Here is a 22827-nt window from a genome sequence, read left to right as displayed (position 1 = left end):
GCCACTTAATTTGTAGAGAAAAAGCCTTTTGGGAGTAAATCCTAAAAGGCTTTTTTATTGTGATTAAAGAACTGTAACTTGTTTTTTATACGGTTTTAATATTTCTTCATCTGGTGAAATATTAGTTACCAAAACATCGATGTCTTTTAAATGAGAAACAAAATAAGTCTCTCCTGTATCAATTTTTTCACTTGAGCCTAAAGCAATTATAAAATTTGAATTCTGAATCATATTTTTTTTGATCTGCGCATCATCATATAAAATTCCAGTAAGGCCGCGTTCATGATGGATTCCGCAAGTTCCCAAAATGCAGATGTCGGCTCTGAAATTTCTAAAAAAGTCTAAAGATTCCATACTGGCAGTAGTAAAAGAGGTTTTGCACATTTTTCCTCCCGCAAAAATCAATTCGACATTGGGTAAATCTTCAATTAAAACTGCAACAGGAAAACTATTTGTAATGACAGTCAATCTCAAATCATGCGGAAAACTTGCCACTAAAGCTAAAGAAGTTGTTCCCCCATCAATAAAAACGACTTGCCCGTCTTTTAGATAAGAAATTGCTTTTTCTGCAATAATCTTTTTATTTTCCAAATCATGTTTTTCTCTCTTTCTGTAATGCAAAGGCATTGGCGAAGGAGCAACCGCGCCACCTCGAACTGCTTTTAAAAGTCCTTGATCTGAAAGCTCTTTCAAATCACGTCTGATAGTATCTTCAGAAACACTCAAATAGTCACTTAATTCTACCGAAGTTACGCGATGTTCTTTGGATAAATATTCTAAGATGGTCTGTTGTCGTTCTTCCTTTCTCATTTTTGTTTGCGGTTTTATATTGCAAAAATAAATAAAAAATCGCAATATTTTGCTGTTTATTGCAATTTTTACATAATTTAGCAGCAAAACAAAATTACAATGAAAAAGAAATCAATTGCAGTCGACATGGATGGAGTGCTTGCTGATGTAGAGGCACACCTAATTACTTATTTCGAAAGAGATTTCGGAATAACAATCTCAAGAGAAGAAATTCAGGGTTTAACAGAAGAAGAAGCATTTCAAAGTCGGGAGAAAGTGATGAGCGTTTTAAATTCTAAAGATTTTTTCAGGACATTGCCTGTAATAGACGATGCTGTAGAAAGTTTAAAACTGTTGCAAGAGGAATTTGAGATTTATATTGTTTCTGCAGCGACCGAATTTCCGCTTTCGCTAAATGAAAAAATAGAATGGCTTGCAGAACATTTTCCTTTTATCAATTGGCAAAACATTGTTTTCTGCGGAAGCAAAAGCATTATCAATACCGATTATCTAATAGATGATCATCCAAAGAACCTAGATTTTTGTATGGGAAAACCTATTATGTTTACCGCATTTCATAATGCGAAAAAAGAAAATTATTTGAGAGTAAATAATTGGAAAGAAGCTGTTGCTGTTTTGAAAGAAGCGGTTTAATCAAGCATTTTAATTTGAAACAGTTTGTCAGGCTGAGCGGAGTCGAAGCCTACATACAGAAATTTCGTAATCTAAATTTTTGGCGATTTACTTTAGATCCTTCAACTTCGCTCAGGAAGACAAGAAGGACGTTTAAATTTATCAAAGTTTTTAAAGCAACTCAGGTTTAATTAAGATGACAATGAGAATACAAAATAGGATAGCATACAAGAAATAATTTTTTATTACTTGTTTTTTGAAGAAAAAGCCTTTCAGGATCTTCCGAAAGGCTTTTGTTTATATCGGAATTGTGATTCTTGCTTTAAAACCATTTTCAGGTTCTGTCTCAAACTCGATGATTCCTTTAACGGTCTGAATGCGGTGTTCCATATTCTGAAGACCATTTTTAGAAATCTTGGTTTGGTCACAACCAATTCCGTTGTCCGTATAGCGTATTAAAATTGATTTTGGATCACTGTCAAATTTTATTACAACAAGGTTTGCTTTACTATGTTTTTTCATGTTGACCATTAATTCTTGTAAGACACGCCCAATAGTAATTTTCTTTATATCGTCAACATCTTCCCAGTTTACACTTTCTAGATTAGTGGCAATAATATTTCTTTCGACAGTATTGTAGGCAGAAAGCATTTCTTTTATGCTTTTGGTGAAATCTTTGCCAGTTTCAATCTTATTGTTTTCTTTAGAAATTCCTCTAACGCGACCATAAATATCATCCAATTTCTGAAGAAGATTCTCTTTTGTGTTTTCTGTAGTCAACGGCTGAGATTCTGCAAAAGCAATTACCTGAAAAACATCGTTTGCCAATTCATCATGAATTTTTTTAGAAATTCTCGTTTCGGTATCGTACGAACTTTTAAATTCTATAGCCTTGTTTTTGTTTTTGTAATAGCGAATTAAAATTGCAATTAAAATCACCAAAAAGAAAAAAACAATTACAAATACAATTCTGAGATATTTAGCCTTTTGAAGCGACAATTGATTTTCTGCTTTTTCTAATCGAAGTTTTGCATTTTCATCTTTTTCCTTTTTTGCATCGTATTTAATTTTGGCCGATTTATTTTTAAAATTATTTCGAATCTTAATAATACTGTCGTTTAAAGTGAAATATTTTTGCGTGTATTTAGGAGTATTAGAAGTGTTATCGTTTGAAATTAAAATTTGCAACGCTTCTAATCTTTCGTCAATACTATTCAGTTTTGTAGCAGCATTGTATGCTAAAAGCGCATTTGCATCTGATTTCTGTTTGTCTTTTTTAGAATAATAATCGGCGAGGTGAAGATAGCTTTCAATACTTCCGTAAGTATCATTAGTTTCAATTCTAATCTGTAAGCCTTCAGTCATTAATTGAAATCCTTTTTCATCCATTCCATTTTTAAAATAAGCATAACCCAAATTGTCTAAAAGTATTGACTTGTCACTTGGTTGTGTTCTATGTTTTAATTCTTTATCTGTAAGGGAAATTAGAAGAGAATCTAAAAGATGAATTGCTTCGTTATACTTTTTTTGCTGGATGTAAATAACAGCAATATTTTGTATTGGAGCTTGTTTGTCAAGAGGGTCTTGGTAATCATTTAAAGCTTTTTTATAGTAAAAAATAGCATCTTCATAAAGAGAAAGTTCTTTATCTGCAATGCCTAATCTAATATTTATTGCAGCTGTGTATTTTCTATTCTTTATTGCATATGGTAATGCTTCGGTCATCGTTTCCTTACTACCATAGTAGTCGCCGTTCATTTGTTGAATAGATGCCATTTGTAAAAGTATGTAAGAGATATTGGCGCTGTCTTTTAAAGTTTCATAAAGCGCTTTTGATTCATTAAACTGGTAATACGCCTTATTTAAATTTTGTTTTATGAAATTTTCATATGCAGTATCACGTAGTTTTAAAGCTTCTTTTTGTATTGGTTCCTTATTAAGATAAATATGCTTTTTTTCATTACAGGAAAAAAGAAAAAGTGTAATAATCAAATAAAAAAACGGGGACCGTAACATATAATTTACTTTCCCCGAAAATAATAATTAATTAGATATCATTGATAATTTATTTAAAATTATGGTTTTGTTGTTGGTGGTACTTTATCCCCAGGACCATCTGGATCTTCTGGGTCATTAGGATCAATAGGTAGATCAGCTGAAGGAGTTGCACCATTTTCAATTTTCTTCTTTGGTTGTGTCTCATACTCATCAGGAGTACAAGAAAATAAAGTTGATGCTATTGCAAAAACGAAAAATAGTAATAGTTTTTACACTGTAATTTTTGTTTGATTAGACAATTTTTATCACTGAGAATTATTTGATAATAATTTTCTGTACAATGCTACAAAAAAAAAAATTAAGCTAGTTATTGTAATATGGGTGAAATTTTTATGTAAGCAAGAAAAGTAATTTTTTTTGATTAACAAAAGAATTAGTTTTACACTTCACAAAATTTCACCCGAGTAGCAACATTATGAATTTATGGTGCCGGCGGAGGCGGTGTACTACCTGGTTTATCCCCAGGACCATCTGGATCTTCTGGGTCATTAGGATCAATAGGTATATTAGCTGAAGGAGTTGCACCATTTTCAATTTTCTTCTTAGGTTGCGTCTCATACTCATCAGGAGTACAAGAAAATATCGTGAACAATAGCGCGAAAGCTACAAATAGTATTAGTTTTTTCATTTTAATTTAATTTAGAAATTAGACATAGGTATGGCTGTCCGGAGTTGATCCGGATCTTGGGATGCGATACCAAAATTGGTTTTGGGAAGTTGATCGTGTAGACCTGTAAGACGTTATTTATACTTCCCGAATAAACTCGGTCTTACGGTTTTCCACAATGTTAATTAGAACTAGTTTTATATTTTTGTTTTAGTCTGCAGACAAAACTTGAACTAATTTCTGATGCAAAGTAAAGGCGCTTTTAGATCACTGTTGATAAGGGATTCCCAGAATTCCTGCGGATTCCTGAGATTCCCGAGAATTCCCAATATAAAGGATATTTAAGGCCTATTTTTTTGCTGGTTATTATTTATTTTAATCGAATCTCTATATTATAATAGATGCAATAAGTGAGTCAAAAGTTGGTTTCGAACATTAAAAAAAATATAGAAATAATATAGAATTTGGAACAAAAATTGAAAGTGCTAGAACGTGCTTAATTGCACAAGTAGAAAATACCGGCATAGAAAAAGTTTTAGTTATAAATGAAAATAAAAAATCAACAGAAGTTCTAAAAGAGGCAAGATGAACAATACATTAGAAGCATATAAAAAGGCGATTAAAATTAAATACGAGATTGAAAAAGAGGGCGAATATTTTGATTTTTTATACAACCCTTCGCGTGGAAAACTCCGCGATTTGTGCTGGCTTATTTTTGAAGACAAACCAACGCAAGACGATTTAAATGTTTTTAGAAATTTATTGTGCTTAGATTTTGATCATACGCAAAAGAACAAGTTCAAGGATCAAAAAGATAAGTTTAGGCCTATTGAAACTTTCTTTAAGGGAGAAACAGATCCCTCAAATATTGATGCTATAAATCTTGCCGCAGTTATAGTCGATTTTCAGCCGCGCCCTTTTAAAAAGTTCAATGAAAAATGCAGAATTGAAGGGGTCAAACAAATTGAAAATGTTGTTAAGAACGAAACGGTCGAAATCGGGAATAATGGCATAGAAGATAAGGTTTTGGTGAAAAATGAACATGAAGAGTCGAAAGAAGTTCCTCAAAAAGGAAATCTTTTATTGAATTTTAGGAATCTATTTTCTAAAAAATTGGCTCAGAAAATATATCCTCGCAAAATAATTACGATTGCGGTTGGAGCAGTTGCTCTAGTTTCTTCTGCCTGCATATACTTGGTGCAGAAAAGAGATTAGAAAAAATGGTTTCGAAATGAAACAGAAATGCATTTTGAAAAATAAAAAGCAAGAAGCGGTAAAATAAATGGTTTTTTGAAGTGAAATTTTGGAATTTAAATAGTTTGTTTTTCGGCATATATTTATCGTTATTTACAGTATAAAGATAAGAAAAAATAACCGTTAAACCTAATAAAATCAAGGAAATAATGCTTTTTTTTGCTGAAAAAAACATCTTTTTTTTAACAATTTTGAATCGATTAAAAACAGAATCTGAAGCCTAAAAAACTTACTTTTTTGACCAACCAATTGCAATAAAATTATCTATATTTATAAAAATTAAAATAGATTTTAAATCTATAACTATTAGTTACAAAAACATTATTATGAAAAAGCTTCTCTTATTATTAATCGTTTTATGCACAGTAAGCTGTAAAAAATACGTAGTCTCGTTTGAACAGCCAACCGATATGAAATTGGACAATTTAAAACTAGAAGTGTTTCTGGATAAAGAGAAAATTCAAGATATTAACTTGAAAGCAACAGAAGCATTGCCAACTTATGAAACTGTCGGACTGCCAACATCTGGCGAAGGAAAACATTTGCTTCAGGTTAAAGTAAAAGATACAACCTTCAATTTTGAAGTAAAATATCCCGAAGAAAAATATATTATGATGACAACTCATTTAAAAACCAATGGAAAAATTCACGTTGGAATTTTAAAACAGAATTATAAATATAGATTTCGTTAAATTTTTTTAACCGCAAAGTTTATTTAACCGCAAAGGCGCAAAGAGATACGCAAAGCACGCGAAGATGTTTTTAATCTCGCAAAGACGCAGATCGCAAAGTCTTTTTTATATTCTTTGCGAGCAATTTAAATGGCAAGTTCGCAAAGCTATTAAAGATAAAGCTTTGCGAACTTTGCGTTTATATGCGTCACATTGGACAAAAATCTTGCGTTCTTTGCGGTTAAATAATAAAAAAATTAAGATAAAAAATCTTTAAACCACAATCCAGAATTTTTAATGGTACGTTTTTGCGTTTCAAAATCGACGTGAATCAATCCGAAACGGGCGTTGTATCCTTCAGCCCATTCAAAGTTATCCGTTAACGTCCAGACAAAATAGCCATCGACATTTAAACCGTCTTGTTTGGCTTTTAAAATCTGTTCTAAATGATCCTGAATGTAGTGCGTTCGCTTGATGTCATGGACCTTTCCGTTTTTTACAGTATCAGGAAAAGCAGCGCCATTTTCAGTTACAATGATTTTTCTGATTCCGTCATATTCATTAAACTTTTTAAGAATATGATACATCGCTGGCGGATAAACTTCCCAGCCCATATCGGTAGCAATTACATTTCGCTTTTCGGCGCTTACTAATTCTGCACCAATATACGGAATCAACATTGCCGATTTTACCACTTCGCGAGTATAACATTGCAAACCAATAAAATCAAAATCGAAATCGAGATTGTTTAAGTCGTCTTCTAAAATGTAATTATTAAGTTTTTTAAGAACCGGAAGATCTTTCTGCGGATAACCTAACCCTAAAATGGGTTCTATAAACGTTCGATTCAATAACGTATCGACACGTTTTGCGGCTTCAACATCTTTTGCGCTTTCCGTAGCAGGTTCGATATGTGTGCACGAAAAAGTAGTTCCGATGTGCGCGTGCGGAATTCTGTTTCTAATTATCTTAGCTCCAGCTGCAGTTGCCAAAGTAACATGATGCATGGCTTTTAAGTAATTGGTAATTCCTTTTTTGCCAGGAGCGTGAATGCCTAAAAAATAACCAGCTCCAGTAAAAACAGAAGGCTCGTTGATGACCATCCAGTTTTTGACGCGATCGCCAAAATACTGTACGCATACTTCAACATATTCTTTAAACCACGAAACAGATTCTCGGTTGGTCCAACCTCCTTTTATTTCCAAATCATGTGGCAAATCCCAATGGTAAAGCGTGATCCAAGGTTCGATGCCAGAGGCCAGTAGCGAATCTATGATTTTGTTGTAGTAATCGATTCCCGCTTGATTAATAGGATGAACACCAGTTGGCATAATTCTAGGCCAGCTGATAGAAAATCTAAAATTCGGAATATTAAGTTCCTTAATTAGATTGATATCTTCCTGATAAGAGTTGTAGAAATCGCAGGCAGTTAGGGCATGATGACCGTTTTTAATTTTTCCTTTTTGAGAAGTAAAAACATCCCAGATAGAAGAACCTTTTCCGTCCGAATCATGCGCGCCTTCAATTTGGAAAGCTGCGGTTGAAACACCCCACAAGAAACCTTCACCAAATTGGTTTTTATTCAGAAATGAGCTTTCGACTTTATTCATTCAATCGTATTTTCCTTTATAATTAGCTATTGATTAATGTAGGAAAGATGATTGCATTGCTCTCAAGAAAAGCCATTCTTTAAATGATACTAGAAATTTTAGATTAAAAAGTTTCATAACGATTAGTTTTATATCAAATTAAGAAAACTAATGTGAATTTATTGTAAAGTGATTATTATCAAATGGTTAAAGTGTAAAAATGGGAAGAGATTAATCTTCCCATCCACAAAGTGTTAATCCTAAACCTTGAGCTTGTTTGAGAGAGGTTTTTACTACACCGTGACTACAAGAACTTAAGCCACGACAGTTTGCATTATAATGGTATTTTTTTGCACCGGTAGGACCGCAAATAAAAACGTTGGTTTCTGTTGTATAGAAAGAACTGCAAAAAATAAAAAGCAAGAGTAAGATATATTTCATTGTTCTGTTTTTATTTGACAACTAGGTTGTATTCGTTTCCTTTTTTATCCACAGCTTTTAATTTTCCGTGAGAAACCCATTCTGTAGAAATTTCAAGCTCAGGAATACTATCTGTTACTAAAATTCCAGCACCGTATTTCCCTTCTGTATTCATGTTTCCAAAAACAGAATCGCCTGTAATATTGACTCCTTTTACATGATAGTTGTACTTATAATGTCCAGGATGTCCTGTTCGATATTCGTATTTGTAGGTAGAACTTACATGATATGTTTTGGCTTCTTCCGTTGTAATTGTTTTTCGGTCATCTGCCGTAATTACCGATTTGTAAAATGAATTAACTTGTGGCAGAGGAGGCGGTGAAGCAGCCTTTTTGCAGGAATAAAATGAAAATAATGCAAATAAGATGAGGTAGTTTTTTCGCATAGGCAATGTGGTATTTAGTTAGTTGCGATAAATCTACTTAGAATTATATTCTTTAAAGTGAGTACTTATACGGGATTTAATTCTGTTTCATAAAGAGCTACCGTTTCTAGTAATTCTTTTTCATATTGGTAAATGTCATCAATTGAGGATATTGCAATTTTAGCTTCCGTTTTATTATTGTTGAAAAGGCTTATATATTTTTTTCCACTGTTTAGGTGAAGTCTGCAAAGAGGTTTACGATTATTATCGTCCAGCAGTATTCCAAAATAAGATTGTGTATCGCGATGTACGATTCTGGCAACTGGCAGTTTTCGGCGTAAAATGGCAACTACTATGCGATAAGCGTCAAGTTCTTCTTCGGTTGTAACAACTTTGCTGTCATCTTCAGCCGTGATAATTTCTTCATCTTGCTGTTTGATAGTTTCTTTGCTTAAAGCTGCATTTAAACGATCATTAATTTTGTCATTAATAAATTGACTAACTGATTTTTGAACCAAATCTTTAAATTCATCAACGACTTTTTCCGTCAGTCTTCCGGTGTATATTTTGCTAGCAAAGAGTTTTGTAAAATCGTTTGAAGGATTTTCCAATTCAGCATTGATAAGCTTCTTAATTTCTTTGATGTATTTTAGTGAGCTGGCATTACTTACAATATTGTCAACATCAAAATTTGCTTTATGAAACTTCGCAATTTCGTTTATCATATTTTCTTTTAAATTGCAGATATCAAATTCTAAAAATGGTTTTTCGTCCATTTTGTTCTGATCATCTAAGTCAGTAAAAAATTGATATTGGATTCCATTTGTTAAAAGTGCAAATCGGGTTTTTGTCACATGAAAATAGCGGAACAATTGCGAATTATGAACCGTAAGTTTTTCTTTCCAGCTTTTGCATTCTACAATAATAATTGGTTCGCCATTCTGAAAAATAGCATAATCTACTTTTTCTCCTTTTTTTAGCCCAAGATCGGCTGTAAATTCAGGAACTACTTCTAGCGGATTAAAGGCATCGTAACCCAAAATATGTATAAAGGGTAATACAAAGGCATGCTTAGTAGATTCTTCAGTTTCAATTTTACTTTTCAGCTGATTTATTTTATCTGCCAATGATTTTAGTTGAATATTCATTTCCATAGGTTGTAGTTTAAATTAATAATTCAAATGTAAAACCAATAAAAATCAGTGTATTATGGAAATCCGTAATTCGAAAAAAGAAAGAAATAAAAAAAGCTCCCGAAGGAGCTTTAAATAAATAGTAAATAGAGATTAAATTATCCCCATATCTTTTGTAATCGAAACCAGATGAATGGTATTATTAGCTTTGAAAAAATCTTTCAGTTTCGCCAATCTTTTCTCCATAGCGCTTTTGCTATTTGGTTTTACATCACTGTTTTTAAAAATTTCTATAATTTCATCCTGAGATGTTCCGTCAGATAAATATTTAAGAATTTTAATGTCGACATCGTCTATTTCGTAATTGCCTTTTTCCTGCAGCGCTGAAGCAACTTCTAGAGAAATAAATTTTTGATCTGAAGTTGAAATTATGTTTATAGCTTTTTTAAGATCTTCAATACTGTTTCTGCCTTTTAGGACAAAAGCATTAATTTCAGAATCTTCAAAAAGCGATTTTATGCGAGCATTTTTATCTTCAATAGAGTAGGCTATAATTTTAATGTCAGGTTGCAGTTCACGAACTTTATGAATTAGCTCGTCACCACTGCCGATTTTTACTTCGCGATGGTCTTTTTTAAATGAAAGATCACTAATTAATAAATCGTATGGCTCATTATCCTGAATGGCTTTTCTTATTTTAAGAAAGGCATCATCACAATATTTTGCATGTTGAAAATTGGTAATATTGAAATCATTCAAAGTTTGTTTTATGGCTAAATTGAATTCTTCAAAATCCTCGGCTATAATTACTTTTTTAAACATAGGCTTTTATTTAGGCATTGTTATTTTTACTTTAAAACCTTTATCGGGTTCAGTGTCAAAAGTAATAGTTCCTTTTACAGCCAGAATACGGATTTCCATATTTTGCAAACCATTTTTTATAATTTTTGATTTTTCGCAGCCTTTTCCATTATCACTGTAGTCAATAAGTAAAGAATTTGAGTTAGTATCAAATTTTATGGATACAACTGGAGCTTCACTATGTTTTTTCATATTGACCATTAATTCATGCAATACACGTTGAATGGCAATCTTCTTTAAATCATCAACCGAATCCCAGTTTATTTTTTCAACACCATTTATAATAACGTTTGTTTGACCGCTATTATAAGTAGAGAGCATTTCTTTTAAATTATTAGGGAAACTTGGCCCCGTGTCAATATCATTATTTTCTCGAGAAATTCCTCGCACTCGCGAATAGATAGTATCCAATTTTTGAATTAAATTTTCTTTGGTGCTTTCATTTTCTAATGGCTGGGTTTGTGTAAAAGTAATGGTGTTGAAAACGTCATTTGCCAACTCATCATGAATGTCTTTGGCAATTCTGGTTTCAGTGTCATACGCTGTTTTTAGTTTTTCAATTCGATTTCGGTTCTGATAAAACTTTCTCACATAAAGCAACAAAAGAAAAAGCGTGGCAATACCAATTGTAAAAAAGATCTTTTGATAATGCGCTTTTTGCAACGCAAGAGAAGTCTCTGCTTTTTCTAGTCTCAGTTTCTGGTTTTCGTCTTTTTCCTTTTTAGAATCATATTTAATTTTGGCAAACTTGTTTTTAAAGTTGTTTCTAACTTTGATTATGCTGTCATTTAAAGAAATGTACTTTTTGCCATACTTTGCTTCAGATCCGTTAGAAATAAGAAAAGCTAATGCTCTAAGACGTTCGTCGATACTATTGAATTTAGTTGCAATTTCATAAGCTTTTTTAGCATATTCATTTGATTTTTGAATATCAGTTTTAGAATAGAATTCTGCAAAATGGAAATAGCTTTCAATACTCCCATATAAATCATCTGCTTTTATTCTTAATTCCAGACCTTCATGCATGAGTTGAAGCCCTTTTTCATTTAAATCTTTTTTATAATAAGCAAATCCTAAATTGTCAATAACTCTCGCTTTACTTTTTGCATAAGCATCTAACGCCTTTGTTTTTAAAACAGACTCTAAAATTTTAATTGCCTCGTCGTAATTCTTTTTTTTAATATAAACAACAGCAATATTATTTAAAGGAGATTGTTTGGCAACCTGATCATTTGTGTCTTTTATAGCTTCATTATAATAAAAAATGGCATCGTCATAAATCGCGAGTTCTTTATCGGCAATTCCGAAAAAATTATTAATTGCAGATTTATAAGTATTGTCAATGTTTGCATAAGGCAATGCTTCTGTTAATGTTTCTTTACTTCCGTAATAATCACCATTTATTTGCTGGATATTGGCCATCCGAATTAAATTGTAAACAATATTTGCACTGTCTTTGGAAAGTTCAAAGGCAATTTTTGATTTATTAAAAAGGTAAAAAGCAGTATTGTAATTGCTCTTCAGAAATTGTTCTGTAGCTTTTTCTTGTAGCAATTTGGCTTCTTTATTTGCTTTTTCGGGTTTTATTGATACGCTGGTTTTCTCTTCACAGGAAATGAAAAGAAGAAAAATAAAGAAACAAAAAAACGGGGATCGTAACATAAATCTTACTTTCCCCGAATTTAGCAATTTATTGAAAACAACAAATTTTATTTGTTATTTTTTTGGTGGAGTAATATTAGTCGGATCATCACCAGGACCGTCTGGAGCATCTGCTTGTCCTTCTGACGGAACAGCTTCTTTTTTTACCTCAGTTTTTTTTGATTCTGTTTCGAATTCATCAGCAGTACAAGAAAATAATGTAGTTGACAACAGCGCGCACGCTCCCAATAAATATAAAGTTTTCATTTTTTTAAAATTTAAAAGTTGAACATGGGTATTGCGGTCCGAAATCTTTATTCGGGTTGGTTTTTAAATGGCAATACCAAATTTTGTTTGGGAAGTGAAGTGTGTAGAACCGCAAGATTTTCATCTATACTTCCCGGAATAAAATCCGTCTTACGGTTTTCCACACTTGGTACATGAACTAGTTTTGTACATTTGCTTTTGACCTGCAGATCAAAGCGATAACTAATTTTGTTGAGGCAAAGTAACAACCGTTTTGAGGCTGTGTTGGTAAACAATTCCGATCTTTCCGATGATTCTAATTATTCCGTAAAAGCTTATGAACAACTTTACTATTATAGATTATAAAAACGCTATTCGACTTCATTATAAAATCGCAATGGAGAAAGATGTATCTGGTACTTTATCAGATCTTACTCCTGCTCAATTAAGAGATTTCTATCTAAGATTAGCAGAAAAAGGGTTGAGTGAAATTGATAAAAAAATTTTAGAGTTGTTTTTTGGAGCAAAAGAAAACTTATCCTTAAAAAAGGCAATTGAAAATTTTAATGTTGGGAAATTAAAGGCGATAATTAATTTTTTGGAAGGAACAAATACCGAAAACAGAACGAGAATTGAGATGGCTGCAATCTTGGTAGATTTTCAACATAGACCTTATAGAGATTTTGAAAAATTTGGAATACTCCAACAGGAAGATTTAATTGAAAATGATAAAAACCTTCCTTTTTCAAATTCTAAATTAAAAGAAAAATTTTTTTCTGAAAATGAAACTAAGGAAGAAGGAGGAAAAGACATCGAGATTCAAACAGTAGTAGTGTTGCCGCCTCAATCTCCAAAGGCAATTAAAAGTCTTAAAGAAAAACTTTTGGACAATTTTAAAAAGAAACTTTTATTCACAGGAATTGCAATAGGGGTTGTTTTTGCAGGAACAATTATAGGAACATCTTTTCTCAAAAAAGACTGCATGACTTGGGTAAATGATCATTATGAAAAAATAGAAAGATCTGAAGAAGGATTTTGTGAGACGTATTATGATGCTCGATATTTTAATTTGAAAAAGATAGCAGTATGCGATACTACAGCTTTTTTTGACACTAATGGTAAAGCAAAGGTGTTCTACATTAAAGTTGGAAATTCTATAGAATGTTTCAATCAATACGCTCCATATCCTGAAAATACTAATAAATTTTTGAGGCCAATTACAAAGTATATGATTGATCAGTATTTGACAAATAGACCAAAATGTGATTAATTGCAGAAGTCTTAATTTTTATAAAAATGCGATTTATGTAATATATTCCTTAAATCATGAAATTTTTTGTAAGTATATACATTTAATTTAGCAGTATTGAATTAAATAATTAAAAAACAAACAAACATGAAAAATAGAAGTATATTATTCGTATTAGCCTTAAGCGCGGGAATGTTCGTAACCTCTTGTAGTAACGACGATAATGAAGGAGAAACAATTGTTCCAATTCAAGGGAAATATAACCTAAGCCAAACAGGAACAATTGTGAATGGACAAGAAGTATTAGTTGATGCAATTCAAAATGCACCTGGATGTAATAGAGATTATTTGGACTTAAGATTAAGTAATGCTGCAGTATATGGCGATTATGACGGAAGTAATTGTGCTTTAACTGAAACAACAGGTACTTATGTAAGATCTCACAATGATTTGACTCTTACTGTTGGAAACATAAGCACAACTAGTGATATTATGAATCTAACAAACAAAGAATTAAAACTTAAAGACAAAACTACTGGTGTAATTACTGTTTACACTAGATAATAAAATTGTTTTGAGATAATTTCAATTCGTTTTGAAATGAAAAACGGAAACTTTAATTAAGAAGTTTCCGTTTTTTTATGGATTTGAAATTCAGAATTTAGATTTTAGAATTTAGATTTTAGAATTTAGATTTTAGAATTTGGGATTTTAGAATTTGGGATTTGGGATTTGGGATTTGGATTTTAAAAATTATCATTTTGCTGGAATATAAATATCAAAAGAAGCGCCTTTGTTTTGAATTCCAGACGCAGTAATGACTCCATTGTGGTTTTCTACAATTTTTTTAACAATGGCGAGTCCGATTCCCGTGCCGTTGTAACGATCTCTTCCGTGCAGACGTTGGAAAACTTCAAATATCTTTTTGTTGTATTGGGCTTCAAAACCAATTCCGTTATCCGAAACTCTAACATGGACATATTTTTTAGCTGGAATCAGTTTTTCTTCTTTCAAATCTTGGCCTAATGCGATCTCGCTTGTAATTTTAATTACAATCGGAATTTCAGGATTTGAGAATTTCAACGAATTACTGATCAAATTATAGAGCAACTGTTTGAACTGAAACGGAATAATGTCCACTTCAGAAGTATTTCCGATTTCAATAAGAGCGTTTTTTTGTTCTAATTCTTCGGTTAAGTCTTCTTTTACTTCTCTAATAATTTGGCTGAGATCTGTTTTTATAAAAACGCGTTCTTGACTGTTGGTTCTCGAATATGCCAATAAATCATTAATTAAAGTTTGCATTCGCTGTGCGGCATTCTGCATTCGTTTGAATTTATCTTTTCCATTTTCTGATAAATTTTCCGATTCTTTCTCAATAATCTGCGAAGCGAAAGTTTGTATTTTACGCAGTGGCTCCTGCAAATCATGACTCGAAATATAGGCAAATGACTGAAGTTCTTTGTTCATTTCTTCTAGCTCATTGTTTTTTTGCTCTAGTTCGAGTGCATTCATTTTCAATGTATCATCGGCTTTTTTTCTTTCGGTTAGGTCATGCGTTACTTTAGAAAAACCAATGGTATCGCCTTTTTTGTTATGAACAGCAGTAATAACCACACTAGCCCAAAATAGACTTCCATCCTTGCGCGCGCGCCAGCCTTCATGAATTACTTTTCCTTTTTCTCTTGCAAGTCCTAACAATTTTTCTGGCAGTTTGGCTTCCTGATCTTCTTTGGTGTAAAAAACAGCAAAATATTTTCCGACAATTTCCTCGGCTTTATAGCCTTTAATCTTTTCGGCTCCAACATTCCAATTTTCTACAATACCATTCGGATTTAAGTATAGAATTGAATATTCTTGTACTTCTTCGACCATTAAATGATAACGTTCTTCACTTTTTCTAAGCGATTCGTTAATCTGAATTAACTCTCTAGTTCTTGCTGTAACTTGCTGTTCAAGCTCATGCGTAAAAGCTTTTTCGGTATGAATATCGGTAAAAGCGCCAACCCATTTTATGATCTTATTATTAGGGCCAAAAACAGGTTCGCCAATAACAGTATGCCATCTGTACGAGCCGTCTTTTCTACGCATTCTTACATCACAACGATACATTTCGCCTGTGGCAAGCGCGTGTTGCCATATTTTGACATTTTCATCAAAATCGTCTGGGTGAATCATTTTTTGCCAAGAACCTTCAACTCCTGGTTCAACTCCGGTATATTCGAGCCATCTTCCTGAGGTAAAAAGTGCTTTTCCTTCGGCGTCAGTTTCCCAAATTAATTGGGGAATACTTTCAGTAAGTGAACGGAATCTTTTCTCGCTTTCTTCGATTTTTTTTCTGGCTTCAACTTTTTCTGTAACATCAATAAGCGTCATTCTGATTCCAGAAATCGAATTATCGCTTTCGCGAAGCGGTGCAAATTCAAAATCTACATAAAATTGATTGCCTAACTTTTCATTTTTAATAAACAGTAAAGATTCAGATTCAGCATAGACGTTTCCAGATTCGTAAACTTGTTTTAGTAAATGTGCATATTTCTGACTCTTGAGTTCTGGAAATATCTCTAATATTTTTTTTCCTTGAACTTCACTTTCCTCTTTTTTCCAGATATTATTTAAAAGCACAAAATTGGCCATTTCGATTACAAAATCATTTCCTCTTAAAATGGCTTTTGGAACAGGCGACTGCATAATAAGATTTCGCAGTTTCTTTTCGCTTTCTTCTATTTGCTGCTGGTAATTTTTCTCTTCAGTAATATCTCGAATAGTTCCTATTAGTTTGGCAGGCTCCTTATTTTCATCATAGAAAACTTTTCCTTTTGCTTCTATCCAATGAATCGATTTATCTTTCCAAATTACGCGAACTTCATAATTTAAAATGCCAGATTCTAGCGCTTCTTTAAAACCTTCATTTCTAATCTGCACATCATCGGGATAAATATGTGCCAGTAATTCTTGATGCGTCAATAAAGTTGCTTCAATTCGACCATGAATAATTTCGAGATATCTTTGAGAATAGGTTAGTTCGCCGGTTTTTACATTTAGTTCCCATGTTCCCAATTCGCTGGCTTCGACAACAATTTTAAGGCGATCTTCGTTAAGCTCTATTTTTGTTCTGGCTTCTACTTTTTCACTTACTTCGCTAACGGTTACTAAGATTCCTGATATGGTCCCGTCTTCTTCTTTTAATGGATGGTACAGAAAATCAAAATAACAAATTTCTATTTTCCCATATCGATTTAAAGGAACGGGAACTTCAATTCCATGAAAAGGAATTCCAGTATTCAAAACATTGTCTAATAACGTGCTAACGGTTTCTTTTACTTCTGGGAGCGAATCATATAGTGGGCTTCCAACGAAAGTTTCTTCATCTCTGTCAACAAGCTTAAGATAAGCTTCATTGGCCATTTCGACAACATATTCTGGACCTCGAAGAATAGTGATACCAACAGGAGCTTGTTTTACCGTATCGCGAAATCGCTTATCGCTTTCTTCAATTTTTTGTTTGGCCAAATACAGATCTGTAATTTCTACAGCGGTATTCATTACACCGTAGATTTTACCATTTAAATCGTACAAAGGCGTAAAACTGTAATTGAAATAAAAAGATTGCAGCTTATCATCGATGACAAGATCGATACGGGAATTTCTGGAATGAAAAGAAAGCCCAGTTTCAAAAACCGATTCGACCTGCTCAAAAACCGATTGATTTTCTAGTTCTGGAAGAATTTCGCGATATGTTTTTCCAATTACATTTGGGCCTTTTCCCCAAATTTTTATGATAGATTCATTTGCTAGTTCAATTCGCATTTCTTTTCCAACATAAACCGCAATCGGAAAAGGTGCGTTTTCTACTAACTGTCTTATTTTTTGTTCACTTTCTTCTACTTTTGAACGCGCTAAAACTTGGGCTGTAACCTCTGTTGCAATTGCTGCTACGCCAGAAATAGTGCCATCTTTTTCGCGTAAAGCTTCGTAAACAAAATTGATGTAGGTATTTTCAGTTTGTCCGTTTCGGCTTAATTGGACAAAAAGTTCGTCTGTCGTAATTTTTTTTCCGTCTCTAAAAACACTATGCAAAATTTCATCAAAACCTTGTTTCTTTAATCCTGGCAGTACTTCAAAAATGGGTTTGTTAATTATATTTTCGGCTTTTGTATCCCAAAGTTGTAACATTTGTTCGTTGGCGATTTCAACAATATGATTTTCGCCTCTAAAAATGCACATGGCTACAGGCGCCTGCATGATATTGTTGACAAAGCGCGCATTACTTTCTTGCAAAGCATCTGCAACAATTTTTTTTTCGGTAGTTTCGATAACGGTGACCAAAATGCCACCAATAGATCCGTCCTCTAATGGTATTGGACTGTATGAAAAATCAAAAAAACAATCTTCTGTATAGCCATTTCGATGTAACGGAACTTTAAAATCAGGAAAACTTACTGCGTTGCCTTTCATGACATCGATAAACATTGGCCCAATGGTTTCCCAGATTTCGCTAAATGTTTCTCGAGAACTGATTCCCAATGCTTGCGGATGCTTGGAAGCGCCAAGAATAGGACGAAAAGCATCATTATACAATTGCGTATAGTTTTCTCCCCAAGCAATGTACATTCCAAACGGATTGCCCAACATCATTGCTGTCATTGTTTTTAAACTTTGTGGCCAATTTTCTGGATCTCCCAAAGGTGTTTTGCTCCAATCTGCAGAACGAATTAAATTCCCCATTTCTCCCTCTTGAGTAAGAAAATAATGTTCCTTTTGTTTGCGGTTCATTGCCAAAGAAGTTAAGGTTGCAGAATGAAATTGGCTCTTTCGGGCTGTTTGAAATTATTTTCGGGTGCAATAGTCAATGCTTTCTCTATCACGCTTTTAAGTTTAGAAAAATCGCCCGGTTTTCTGATATAAAAAGAAGCGCCTTTTTGATACACTTTATCTACTATTTCGCCATCAAGCGAAGTAGAGAAAATAATAATAGGCAGATTTTTTAAGTTTTCGTCGTCTTTTATTTCGGCTAGACATTCCAGTCCATTTTTTCTAGGCATATTTAAATCCAGAAAAACCACATCTGGAAGATTTGAGATATTATTTTTTAAATACTCCATCAATTGTACTCCGTCGTGAACCATTGATAGCGCGGTGCTGACAGTTATTTCGTCGAGAGCTTCTTTAAAGAAAAGGCAGTCATCTTCGTCGTCATCAGCCAATAAAAGATAGTAATGCTCTTTGGTCATTTTTATTCTCCTCAAATTTAGGGTTAAGTTTGTTTTGATAAATTTACCTTTTTTAAGTAAGACTTCTAGTTTTTTTGTGAAGAATGTTTTTTGAAATAATAAAAAATAATAAAATCGGATTCTTTTCTTTGGGTGATGCAATTTTATTTTAATAATTGCGTTTATTTATTTCTACGTGCTTTTTGTTGTAATAAAAAGCTTTTTTGAGATTCAGATTTCTCTTTCAATTAGAAGGCAAAAAACACTTCAAACCCTTTTAGAATCTCACTTCTAGTATTCAAAATTCTACAAATTTACTGTATACCGTATCCAGAAAGTGTAAAATAATTACACACTCTTTTTTGTTCCTGTTTTTCTAAATAGCTCTATACCAGTCTAGAATCGTATTGGCATGCTGCTTGTAAATTGTGTTTATGTCAAAATCTTTGATGTGTCCGTTTTTTGAAAGGAATAAGATTTTGCTAAAAGCCAAATTAAGCAAATTAAAAAAAGGAGTATAAGCATGGAAAGCGAAACAATTATCTCAGAACAATTTTATGCGAACAGCAGTTCAGCAATCAATGAAAAAACATTAAACGGTTCTTTTTTTAGAACCAATGAAAAAGCACAAAAAGTACATGTAGAAAGGCCAACAAGTCCTTTCGGATTAGCGATTCTTATAGCAACGTTTTTATTATTAATTGCTGGTGTCTATATGGTATTTTTACTGCAAGACGATTTTGAGCAATTTCATTTTGAAAGAATTGCTTCAACTTGGGGATTACCATTTTTAGTAATCACAACCCTTTTATTTTTCTATCAAACGGGAGTTTTCTTATATAGCTCTTATTTGTATTTAAGATATAAAGCAATTCCGTCAGTATCAGACGATTTATTGCCAACTTGTACGATTATCGTTCCAGCATACAATGAAGGAAAACTAGTTTGGGACACTTTATTAAGCCTTGCAGAAAGTGATTATCCAGCAGAAAAATTACAGCTTTTAGCTATTGACGATGGAAGTAAAGACGATACTTGGTACTGGATGCAAGAAGCAAAAGCAAAATTGGGAGATCGAGTTACGATTTTCCAACAGCCTAAAAATCAAGGAAAACGTCAAGCTTTATACAGAGGATTTAAATTAGGAACAGGAGAAATCTTTGTAACGGTAGATAGCGATTCTATTGTAAAGAAAGACACTTTAAGAAACTTAGTTAGTCCATTTGTTGTAAACAAAAAATGTGGGGCAGTTGCAGGAAACGTTCAAGTTTTGAACAACAAAAAAGCAATATTACCCAAAATGCTTAACGTAAGTTTCGTAATGAGTTTTGAATTTCAACGTTCTGCGGAAAGCCAATTAGGTTCTGTATTATGTACGCCAGGTGCTTTGGCAGCGTATAGAAGAGATGCTGTTTTTAACTGTCTTCCAGAATGGATCAGCCAAACTTTTATGGGACAGCCATCAGATATTGGAGAAGATCGTGCTTTGACTAATATGATTTTGAAACAAGGTTTTGAAGTGAAATTTCAAAGAAATGCAGTGGTATTGACCAATGTTCCAGAAGAATACAAAGGATTATACAAAATGTTTATTAGATGGGCGAGAAGTAATGTTCGTGAAAATCTTATGATGGCAAAATTTGTTTTCACAGATTTTAGAAAAGACGGAAAATTTGGACCAAGAATGCTGTTTTTAAATCAGTTTTTCAAAATTGCAATGACATATCCGTTCTTATTGTTTATGTTCTATTTTATTGCAGTTCACCCAATTTTATTCATTAGTTCAACTTTGGTCGCGATTTTAACGTTCTCGACATTTTCAATGGTGTTTTATGCAAAGAGATACACATTTGCAGAATCTTTCTGGGCGTATTCTTATAGTGTTTTTTACACTTTCAGTTTGTTCTGGATTGCGCCTTATGCTATTGCAACAGCCAACAAAAAAGGCTGGTTGACAAGAGGACTATAACTTTAGTACACTATTCATTCTATTATATAAAACTCCGCCAAATAAAAACCCGCTGTTAGTGTCAGCGGGTTTTTTGTTCTCAATTCATTCCGTAGGAATGTCTCGTCGGTAGGTAGTTATTAATGCATCGCCACACATTCGTTCCGTAGGAACGTTTGGATAATCGTTATGTTAATTGCGCAAAATCGGGTGTCCCTACAGGACACAATGCGAAACAAAACATTTTTTTTCTACCGACTAGATATTCCTAATGGAATATTTATTTAGAATCTAAAGCAGCAATAATCTGCCTTTTCATTGTTGTATTAATGTAGTCTAAAGCTTCGGCATAAGAAATCGAATATTTTCTTTCTATGTTTTGAAAATGTTCTGGGAAGGTGCTTAAAATTTTATCGTAATAAATATTTAACTGTTTTTCTGAAGGCATTTCATATTTTAAACGAAGCTGAAATCTTCGCAGTAAAGCACTATCGATTATCTCATAATGATTGGTTGCACAGATCAATAAACTATCAGTGGGGAAATAATCAAAAAGCTGAATGATGGTGTTTACCAAACGTCTCATTTCACCAACATCTTTATCGTCGCTGTCACGGCTTTTTCCGATTTGATCAAATTCATCCAAAAATAAAACGGCTCTTTCACGAATTGCTTTGTCAAAAATAGCTTTCAAATTTTTAGAAGTTTCGCCAATTCGAGAATCAATAACAGTGCTGAGGTTGACAATGATAATTTTTTTGTTTAATGTATAGGCAATCGCTTTTGCTGTTGTTGTTTTACCACAGCCTGAGCTTCCATGCAGTAAAATCTTATTGTCTACTTTAAGATTGTATTGCTTTAATTCTTCGATATATTGATGTTCTTTGATAATCTGAAGTAAAGCAACTTTATTTTCATCACTAAAAAATAAATCGTCTAAAGCAATTTTTTCAGTATCAATTAAGGTAAGATCATTCAGGTTCATCTGCTGTTGTATTTGCTGCAAAATTAAGTTTTATTCTGCAATGTTTTCGTTCCAGATTTCTTTTCCTAAAAAACGGTTTCCGAAGATCGAAGTACCAATTCTCACCATATTAGATCCTTCTGCAATGGCAAGTTCCAAATCTTGAGACATTCCCATAGAAAGTTTTAAATCTTGTAAACCTTCAATTTCTTCCGAATATATTTCATCTCGAATGGTTCTTAAAAGTCGTAGAGACGGAATCATTTTCTCTTTTTCAACATCGAGCAAGCCAATGCTCATTAAACCTTTAATATTTAAAGTGTCGTATGCTTTTGTTTTTTTAACGAATGATAAAACGTCTTCTGGTGCCAATCCGAATTTGCTTTCTTCGTAGGAAGTATTGACTTGGATAAAAACGTCTAATTTTCTCTTTTGGTTCTGAAGCTGTTTGTGTAATTCATCAGCCAGATTTATTCTGTCCAGAGATTGAATGCAAGTCACATACTTCAATACATCTTTTACTTTGTTGGTTTGAAGATGTCCGATAAAATGTCGTTCGACTGGAAGATTTTTCAAAAGATAATCCTTATCTCGCAATTCCTGCATTTTGTTTTCGCCCATTAAAGTCCCGCCTGCTTCGATTGCAATTTTTATCTGCTCTGCTGGAACAGTTTTGGTCGCCAACAAAAGCTGAACATCGGCAGGATTTCTTCCTGAAATTTCGCAAGCCTTTTCGATGCGTTGATGCACTTTAATCAAATTAAAAATAATATCGTTTTTCATATTGCAAAATTATATTTTAACTGGAATATTGTTTTAATCCAGTTTCTATAATTAAAAGTAGTCCAGATAAATTGAATTTAGTTGAGTGGAATATAACAGCATTAATTACATCGATACTTTTTTGCATTGCCCCTAGTTTCAACTAAGGGATTTTTTTGGAAGTTATAGAATAGGCTTTAGCCAAAAACTATATTCTACAAAATTTTAATCCACATAGGTAGTTTTGGCTAAAGCCATTCCTTAATCAATTTTGTGTACCTCCATCTAAAGATGGAGGCAATTGAATTTTACCAAGGCTTTATTTAAAAGTTGGAACTGGACCAGTACCTCTCAAAAAATGAAAA

The 22827-nt window shown here is 32.9% G+C and carries 20 protein-coding genes; 6 read left to right on the top strand and 14 right to left on the bottom strand.

Features of this window, described 5'->3' with window-relative positions; genetic code table 11:
• Positions 1–63: 63 nt before the first annotated feature.
• Entirely contained in the window at positions 64–810 is a 747-nt protein-coding gene (locus ABTV69_RS22250) for a DeoR/GlpR family DNA-binding transcription regulator (RefSeq protein ID WP_433832785.1), read from the bottom strand.
• Positions 811–909: 99 nt separating this feature from the next.
• Between ABTV69_RS22250 and ABTV69_RS22245 the strand changes: the two genes are divergently transcribed.
• The gene (locus tag ABTV69_RS22245) at positions 910–1443 is read left to right on the top strand and encodes a 5' nucleotidase, NT5C type (protein ID WP_433832783.1); all 534 of its coding nucleotides are present in this window, start codon (positions 910–912) and stop codon (positions 1441–1443) included.
• Between the two features lie 276 nt (positions 1444–1719).
• On the opposite strand, the gene ABTV69_RS22240 is transcribed toward ABTV69_RS22245, so the two are convergent.
• Together ABTV69_RS22240 and ABTV69_RS22235 are read right to left on the bottom strand one after the other, a co-directional pair.
• Entirely contained in the window at positions 1720–3198 is a 1479-nt protein-coding gene (locus ABTV69_RS22240) for a tetratricopeptide repeat-containing sensor histidine kinase (protein WP_433832781.1), read from the bottom strand.
• 703 nt (positions 3199–3901) lie between these two features.
• Positions 3902–4108 carry a hypothetical protein gene (locus ABTV69_RS22235; protein ID WP_433832779.1) on the bottom strand — a complete coding sequence of 69 codons (207 nt, stop codon included), beginning with the start codon at positions 4106–4108 and terminating at the stop codon, positions 3902–3904.
• 564 nt (positions 4109–4672) lie between these two features.
• On the opposite strand from ABTV69_RS22235, the gene ABTV69_RS22230 reads away from it, so the two are divergent.
• Entirely contained in the window at positions 4673–5302 is a 630-nt protein-coding gene (locus ABTV69_RS22230; protein WP_433832777.1) for a hypothetical protein, read from the top strand.
• A 365-nt stretch (positions 5303–5667) separates the two neighbouring features.
• The gene (locus tag ABTV69_RS22225) at positions 5668–6033 is read left to right on the top strand and encodes a hypothetical protein (RefSeq protein ID WP_433832775.1); all 366 of its coding nucleotides are present in this window, start codon (positions 5668–5670) and stop codon (positions 6031–6033) included.
• 236 nt (positions 6034–6269) lie between these two features.
• Here ABTV69_RS22225 and ABTV69_RS22220 read toward each other — a convergent pair whose 3' ends face one another.
• The 7 genes from ABTV69_RS22220 to ABTV69_RS22190 all read right to left on the bottom strand — a co-directional run bounded on the left by ABTV69_RS22220 (position 6270) and on the right by ABTV69_RS22190 (position 12347).
• A complete protein-coding gene (locus ABTV69_RS22220) occupies positions 6270–7622 on the bottom strand; it encodes a GH1 family beta-glucosidase (RefSeq protein WP_433832773.1) in 1353 nt (450 codons plus the stop codon).
• A gap of 210 nt (positions 7623–7832) precedes the next feature.
• Complete coding sequence (locus ABTV69_RS22215; RefSeq protein ID WP_433832771.1) at positions 7833–8042, bottom strand: hypothetical protein; 210 nt, start codon at positions 8040–8042, stop codon at positions 7833–7835.
• 10 nt (positions 8043–8052) lie between these two features.
• Entirely contained in the window at positions 8053–8466 is a 414-nt protein-coding gene (locus tag ABTV69_RS22210; RefSeq protein WP_433832769.1) for a hypothetical protein, read from the bottom strand.
• A gap of 65 nt (positions 8467–8531) precedes the next feature.
• Entirely contained in the window at positions 8532–9599 is a 1068-nt protein-coding gene (locus tag ABTV69_RS22205) for a type I restriction endonuclease (RefSeq protein ID WP_433832767.1), read from the bottom strand.
• A gap of 132 nt (positions 9600–9731) precedes the next feature.
• Entirely contained in the window at positions 9732–10400 is a 669-nt protein-coding gene (locus tag ABTV69_RS22200; RefSeq protein WP_433832765.1) for a response regulator, read from the bottom strand.
• Positions 10401–10406: 6 nt separating this feature from the next.
• Positions 10407–12101, bottom strand: coding sequence for a tetratricopeptide repeat-containing sensor histidine kinase (locus ABTV69_RS22195; protein ID WP_433832763.1), 1695 nt, complete (start codon positions 12099–12101; stop codon positions 10407–10409).
• Between the two features lie 54 nt (positions 12102–12155).
• On the bottom strand, positions 12156–12347 hold the full coding sequence (locus tag ABTV69_RS22190; protein WP_433832761.1) for a hypothetical protein: 192 nt from the start codon (positions 12345–12347) through the stop codon (positions 12156–12158).
• Between the two features lie 316 nt (positions 12348–12663).
• Between ABTV69_RS22190 and ABTV69_RS22185 the strand changes: the two genes are divergently transcribed.
• Together ABTV69_RS22185 and ABTV69_RS22180 are read left to right on the top strand one after the other, a co-directional pair.
• A complete protein-coding gene (locus ABTV69_RS22185; RefSeq protein WP_433832759.1) occupies positions 12664–13596 on the top strand; it encodes a hypothetical protein in 933 nt (310 codons plus the stop codon).
• Between the two features lie 126 nt (positions 13597–13722).
• Positions 13723–14139, top strand: a complete 417-nt coding sequence (locus ABTV69_RS22180) for a lipocalin family protein (protein WP_433832757.1) — start codon at positions 13723–13725, stop codon at positions 14137–14139.
• A gap of 192 nt (positions 14140–14331) precedes the next feature.
• Here ABTV69_RS22180 and ABTV69_RS22175 read toward each other — a convergent pair whose 3' ends face one another.
• Both ABTV69_RS22175 and ABTV69_RS22170 read right to left on the bottom strand, forming a co-directional pair.
• The gene (locus ABTV69_RS22175; RefSeq protein WP_433832755.1) at positions 14332–18351 is read right to left on the bottom strand and encodes a PAS domain S-box protein; all 4020 of its coding nucleotides are present in this window, start codon (positions 18349–18351) and stop codon (positions 14332–14334) included.
• An 11-nt stretch (positions 18352–18362) separates the two neighbouring features.
• On the bottom strand, positions 18363–18809 hold the full coding sequence (locus ABTV69_RS22170) for a response regulator (protein ID WP_433832753.1): 447 nt from the start codon (positions 18807–18809) through the stop codon (positions 18363–18365).
• 502 nt (positions 18810–19311) lie between these two features.
• Between ABTV69_RS22170 and ABTV69_RS22165 the strand changes: the two genes are divergently transcribed.
• Positions 19312–20757 (top strand): glycosyltransferase, encoded by a 1446-nt coding sequence (locus tag ABTV69_RS22165; protein ID WP_433832751.1) that lies wholly within the window; start codon positions 19312–19314, stop codon positions 20755–20757.
• A gap of 259 nt (positions 20758–21016) precedes the next feature.
• Here ABTV69_RS22165 and ABTV69_RS22160 read toward each other — a convergent pair whose 3' ends face one another.
• Positions 21017–21721 (bottom strand): AAA family ATPase, encoded by a 705-nt coding sequence (locus tag ABTV69_RS22160; RefSeq protein ID WP_433832749.1) that lies wholly within the window; start codon positions 21719–21721, stop codon positions 21017–21019.
• 30 nt (positions 21722–21751) lie between these two features.
• The gene (locus ABTV69_RS22155; RefSeq protein WP_433832747.1) at positions 21752–22483 is read right to left on the bottom strand and encodes a YggS family pyridoxal phosphate-dependent enzyme; all 732 of its coding nucleotides are present in this window, start codon (positions 22481–22483) and stop codon (positions 21752–21754) included.
• Positions 22484–22827 lie beyond the last annotated feature (344 nt).

This window comes from Flavobacterium anhuiense (assembly GCF_050990855.1).
Lineage (GTDB): Bacteria > Bacteroidota > Bacteroidia > Flavobacteriales > Flavobacteriaceae > Flavobacterium > Flavobacterium anhuiense_C.
Note: the sequence above shows the minus strand (reverse complement) of the source record. Positions and strands in the feature narration are given on the sequence as shown.

Excerpts from the sequence above, each read along its gene's own strand:
- ABTV69_RS22170 (WP_433832753.1), bottom strand. The coding sequence starts at position 18,809 with ATGACCAAAGAGCATTACTATCTTTTATTGGCTGATGACGACGAAGAT.
- ABTV69_RS22190 (WP_433832761.1), bottom strand. The coding sequence starts at position 12,347 with ATGAAAACTTTATATTTATTGGGAGCGTGCGCGCTGTTGTCAACTACA.
- ABTV69_RS22175 (WP_433832755.1), bottom strand. The coding sequence starts at position 18,351 with ATGAACCGCAAACAAAAGGAACATTATTTTCTTACTCAAGAGGGAGAA.
- ABTV69_RS22215 (WP_433832771.1), bottom strand. The coding sequence starts at position 8,042 with ATGAAATATATCTTACTCTTGCTTTTTATTTTTTGCAGTTCTTTCTAT.
- ABTV69_RS22220 (WP_433832773.1), bottom strand. The coding sequence starts at position 7,622 with ATGAATAAAGTCGAAAGCTCATTTCTGAATAAAAACCAATTTGGTGAA.
- ABTV69_RS22225 (WP_433832775.1), top strand. The coding sequence starts at position 5,668 with ATGAAAAAGCTTCTCTTATTATTAATCGTTTTATGCACAGTAAGCTGT.
- ABTV69_RS22160 (WP_433832749.1), bottom strand. The coding sequence starts at position 21,721 with ATGAACCTGAATGATCTTACCTTAATTGATACTGAAAAAATTGCTTTA.
- ABTV69_RS22195 (WP_433832763.1), bottom strand. The coding sequence starts at position 12,101 with ATGTTACGATCCCCGTTTTTTTGTTTCTTTATTTTTCTTCTTTTCATT.
- ABTV69_RS22155 (WP_433832747.1), bottom strand. The coding sequence starts at position 22,483 with ATGAAAAACGATATTATTTTTAATTTGATTAAAGTGCATCAACGCATC.
- ABTV69_RS22205 (WP_433832767.1), bottom strand. The coding sequence starts at position 9,599 with ATGGAAATGAATATTCAACTAAAATCATTGGCAGATAAAATAAATCAG.
- ABTV69_RS22165 (WP_433832751.1), top strand. The coding sequence starts at position 19,312 with ATGGAAAGCGAAACAATTATCTCAGAACAATTTTATGCGAACAGCAGT.
- ABTV69_RS22245 (WP_433832783.1), top strand. The coding sequence starts at position 910 with ATGAAAAAGAAATCAATTGCAGTCGACATGGATGGAGTGCTTGCTGAT.
- ABTV69_RS22210 (WP_433832769.1), bottom strand. The coding sequence starts at position 8,466 with ATGCGAAAAAACTACCTCATCTTATTTGCATTATTTTCATTTTATTCC.
- ABTV69_RS22180 (WP_433832757.1), top strand. The coding sequence starts at position 13,723 with ATGAAAAATAGAAGTATATTATTCGTATTAGCCTTAAGCGCGGGAATG.
- ABTV69_RS22240 (WP_433832781.1), bottom strand. The coding sequence starts at position 3,198 with ATGGCATCTATTCAACAAATGAACGGCGACTACTATGGTAGTAAGGAA.
- ABTV69_RS22230 (WP_433832777.1), top strand. The coding sequence starts at position 4,673 with ATGAACAATACATTAGAAGCATATAAAAAGGCGATTAAAATTAAATAC.
- ABTV69_RS22235 (WP_433832779.1), bottom strand. The coding sequence starts at position 4,108 with ATGAAAAAACTAATACTATTTGTAGCTTTCGCGCTATTGTTCACGATA.
- ABTV69_RS22200 (WP_433832765.1), bottom strand. The coding sequence starts at position 10,400 with ATGTTTAAAAAAGTAATTATAGCCGAGGATTTTGAAGAATTCAATTTA.
- ABTV69_RS22250 (WP_433832785.1), bottom strand. The coding sequence starts at position 810 with ATGAGAAAGGAAGAACGACAACAGACCATCTTAGAATATTTATCCAAA.
- ABTV69_RS22185 (WP_433832759.1), top strand. The coding sequence starts at position 12,664 with ATGAACAACTTTACTATTATAGATTATAAAAACGCTATTCGACTTCAT.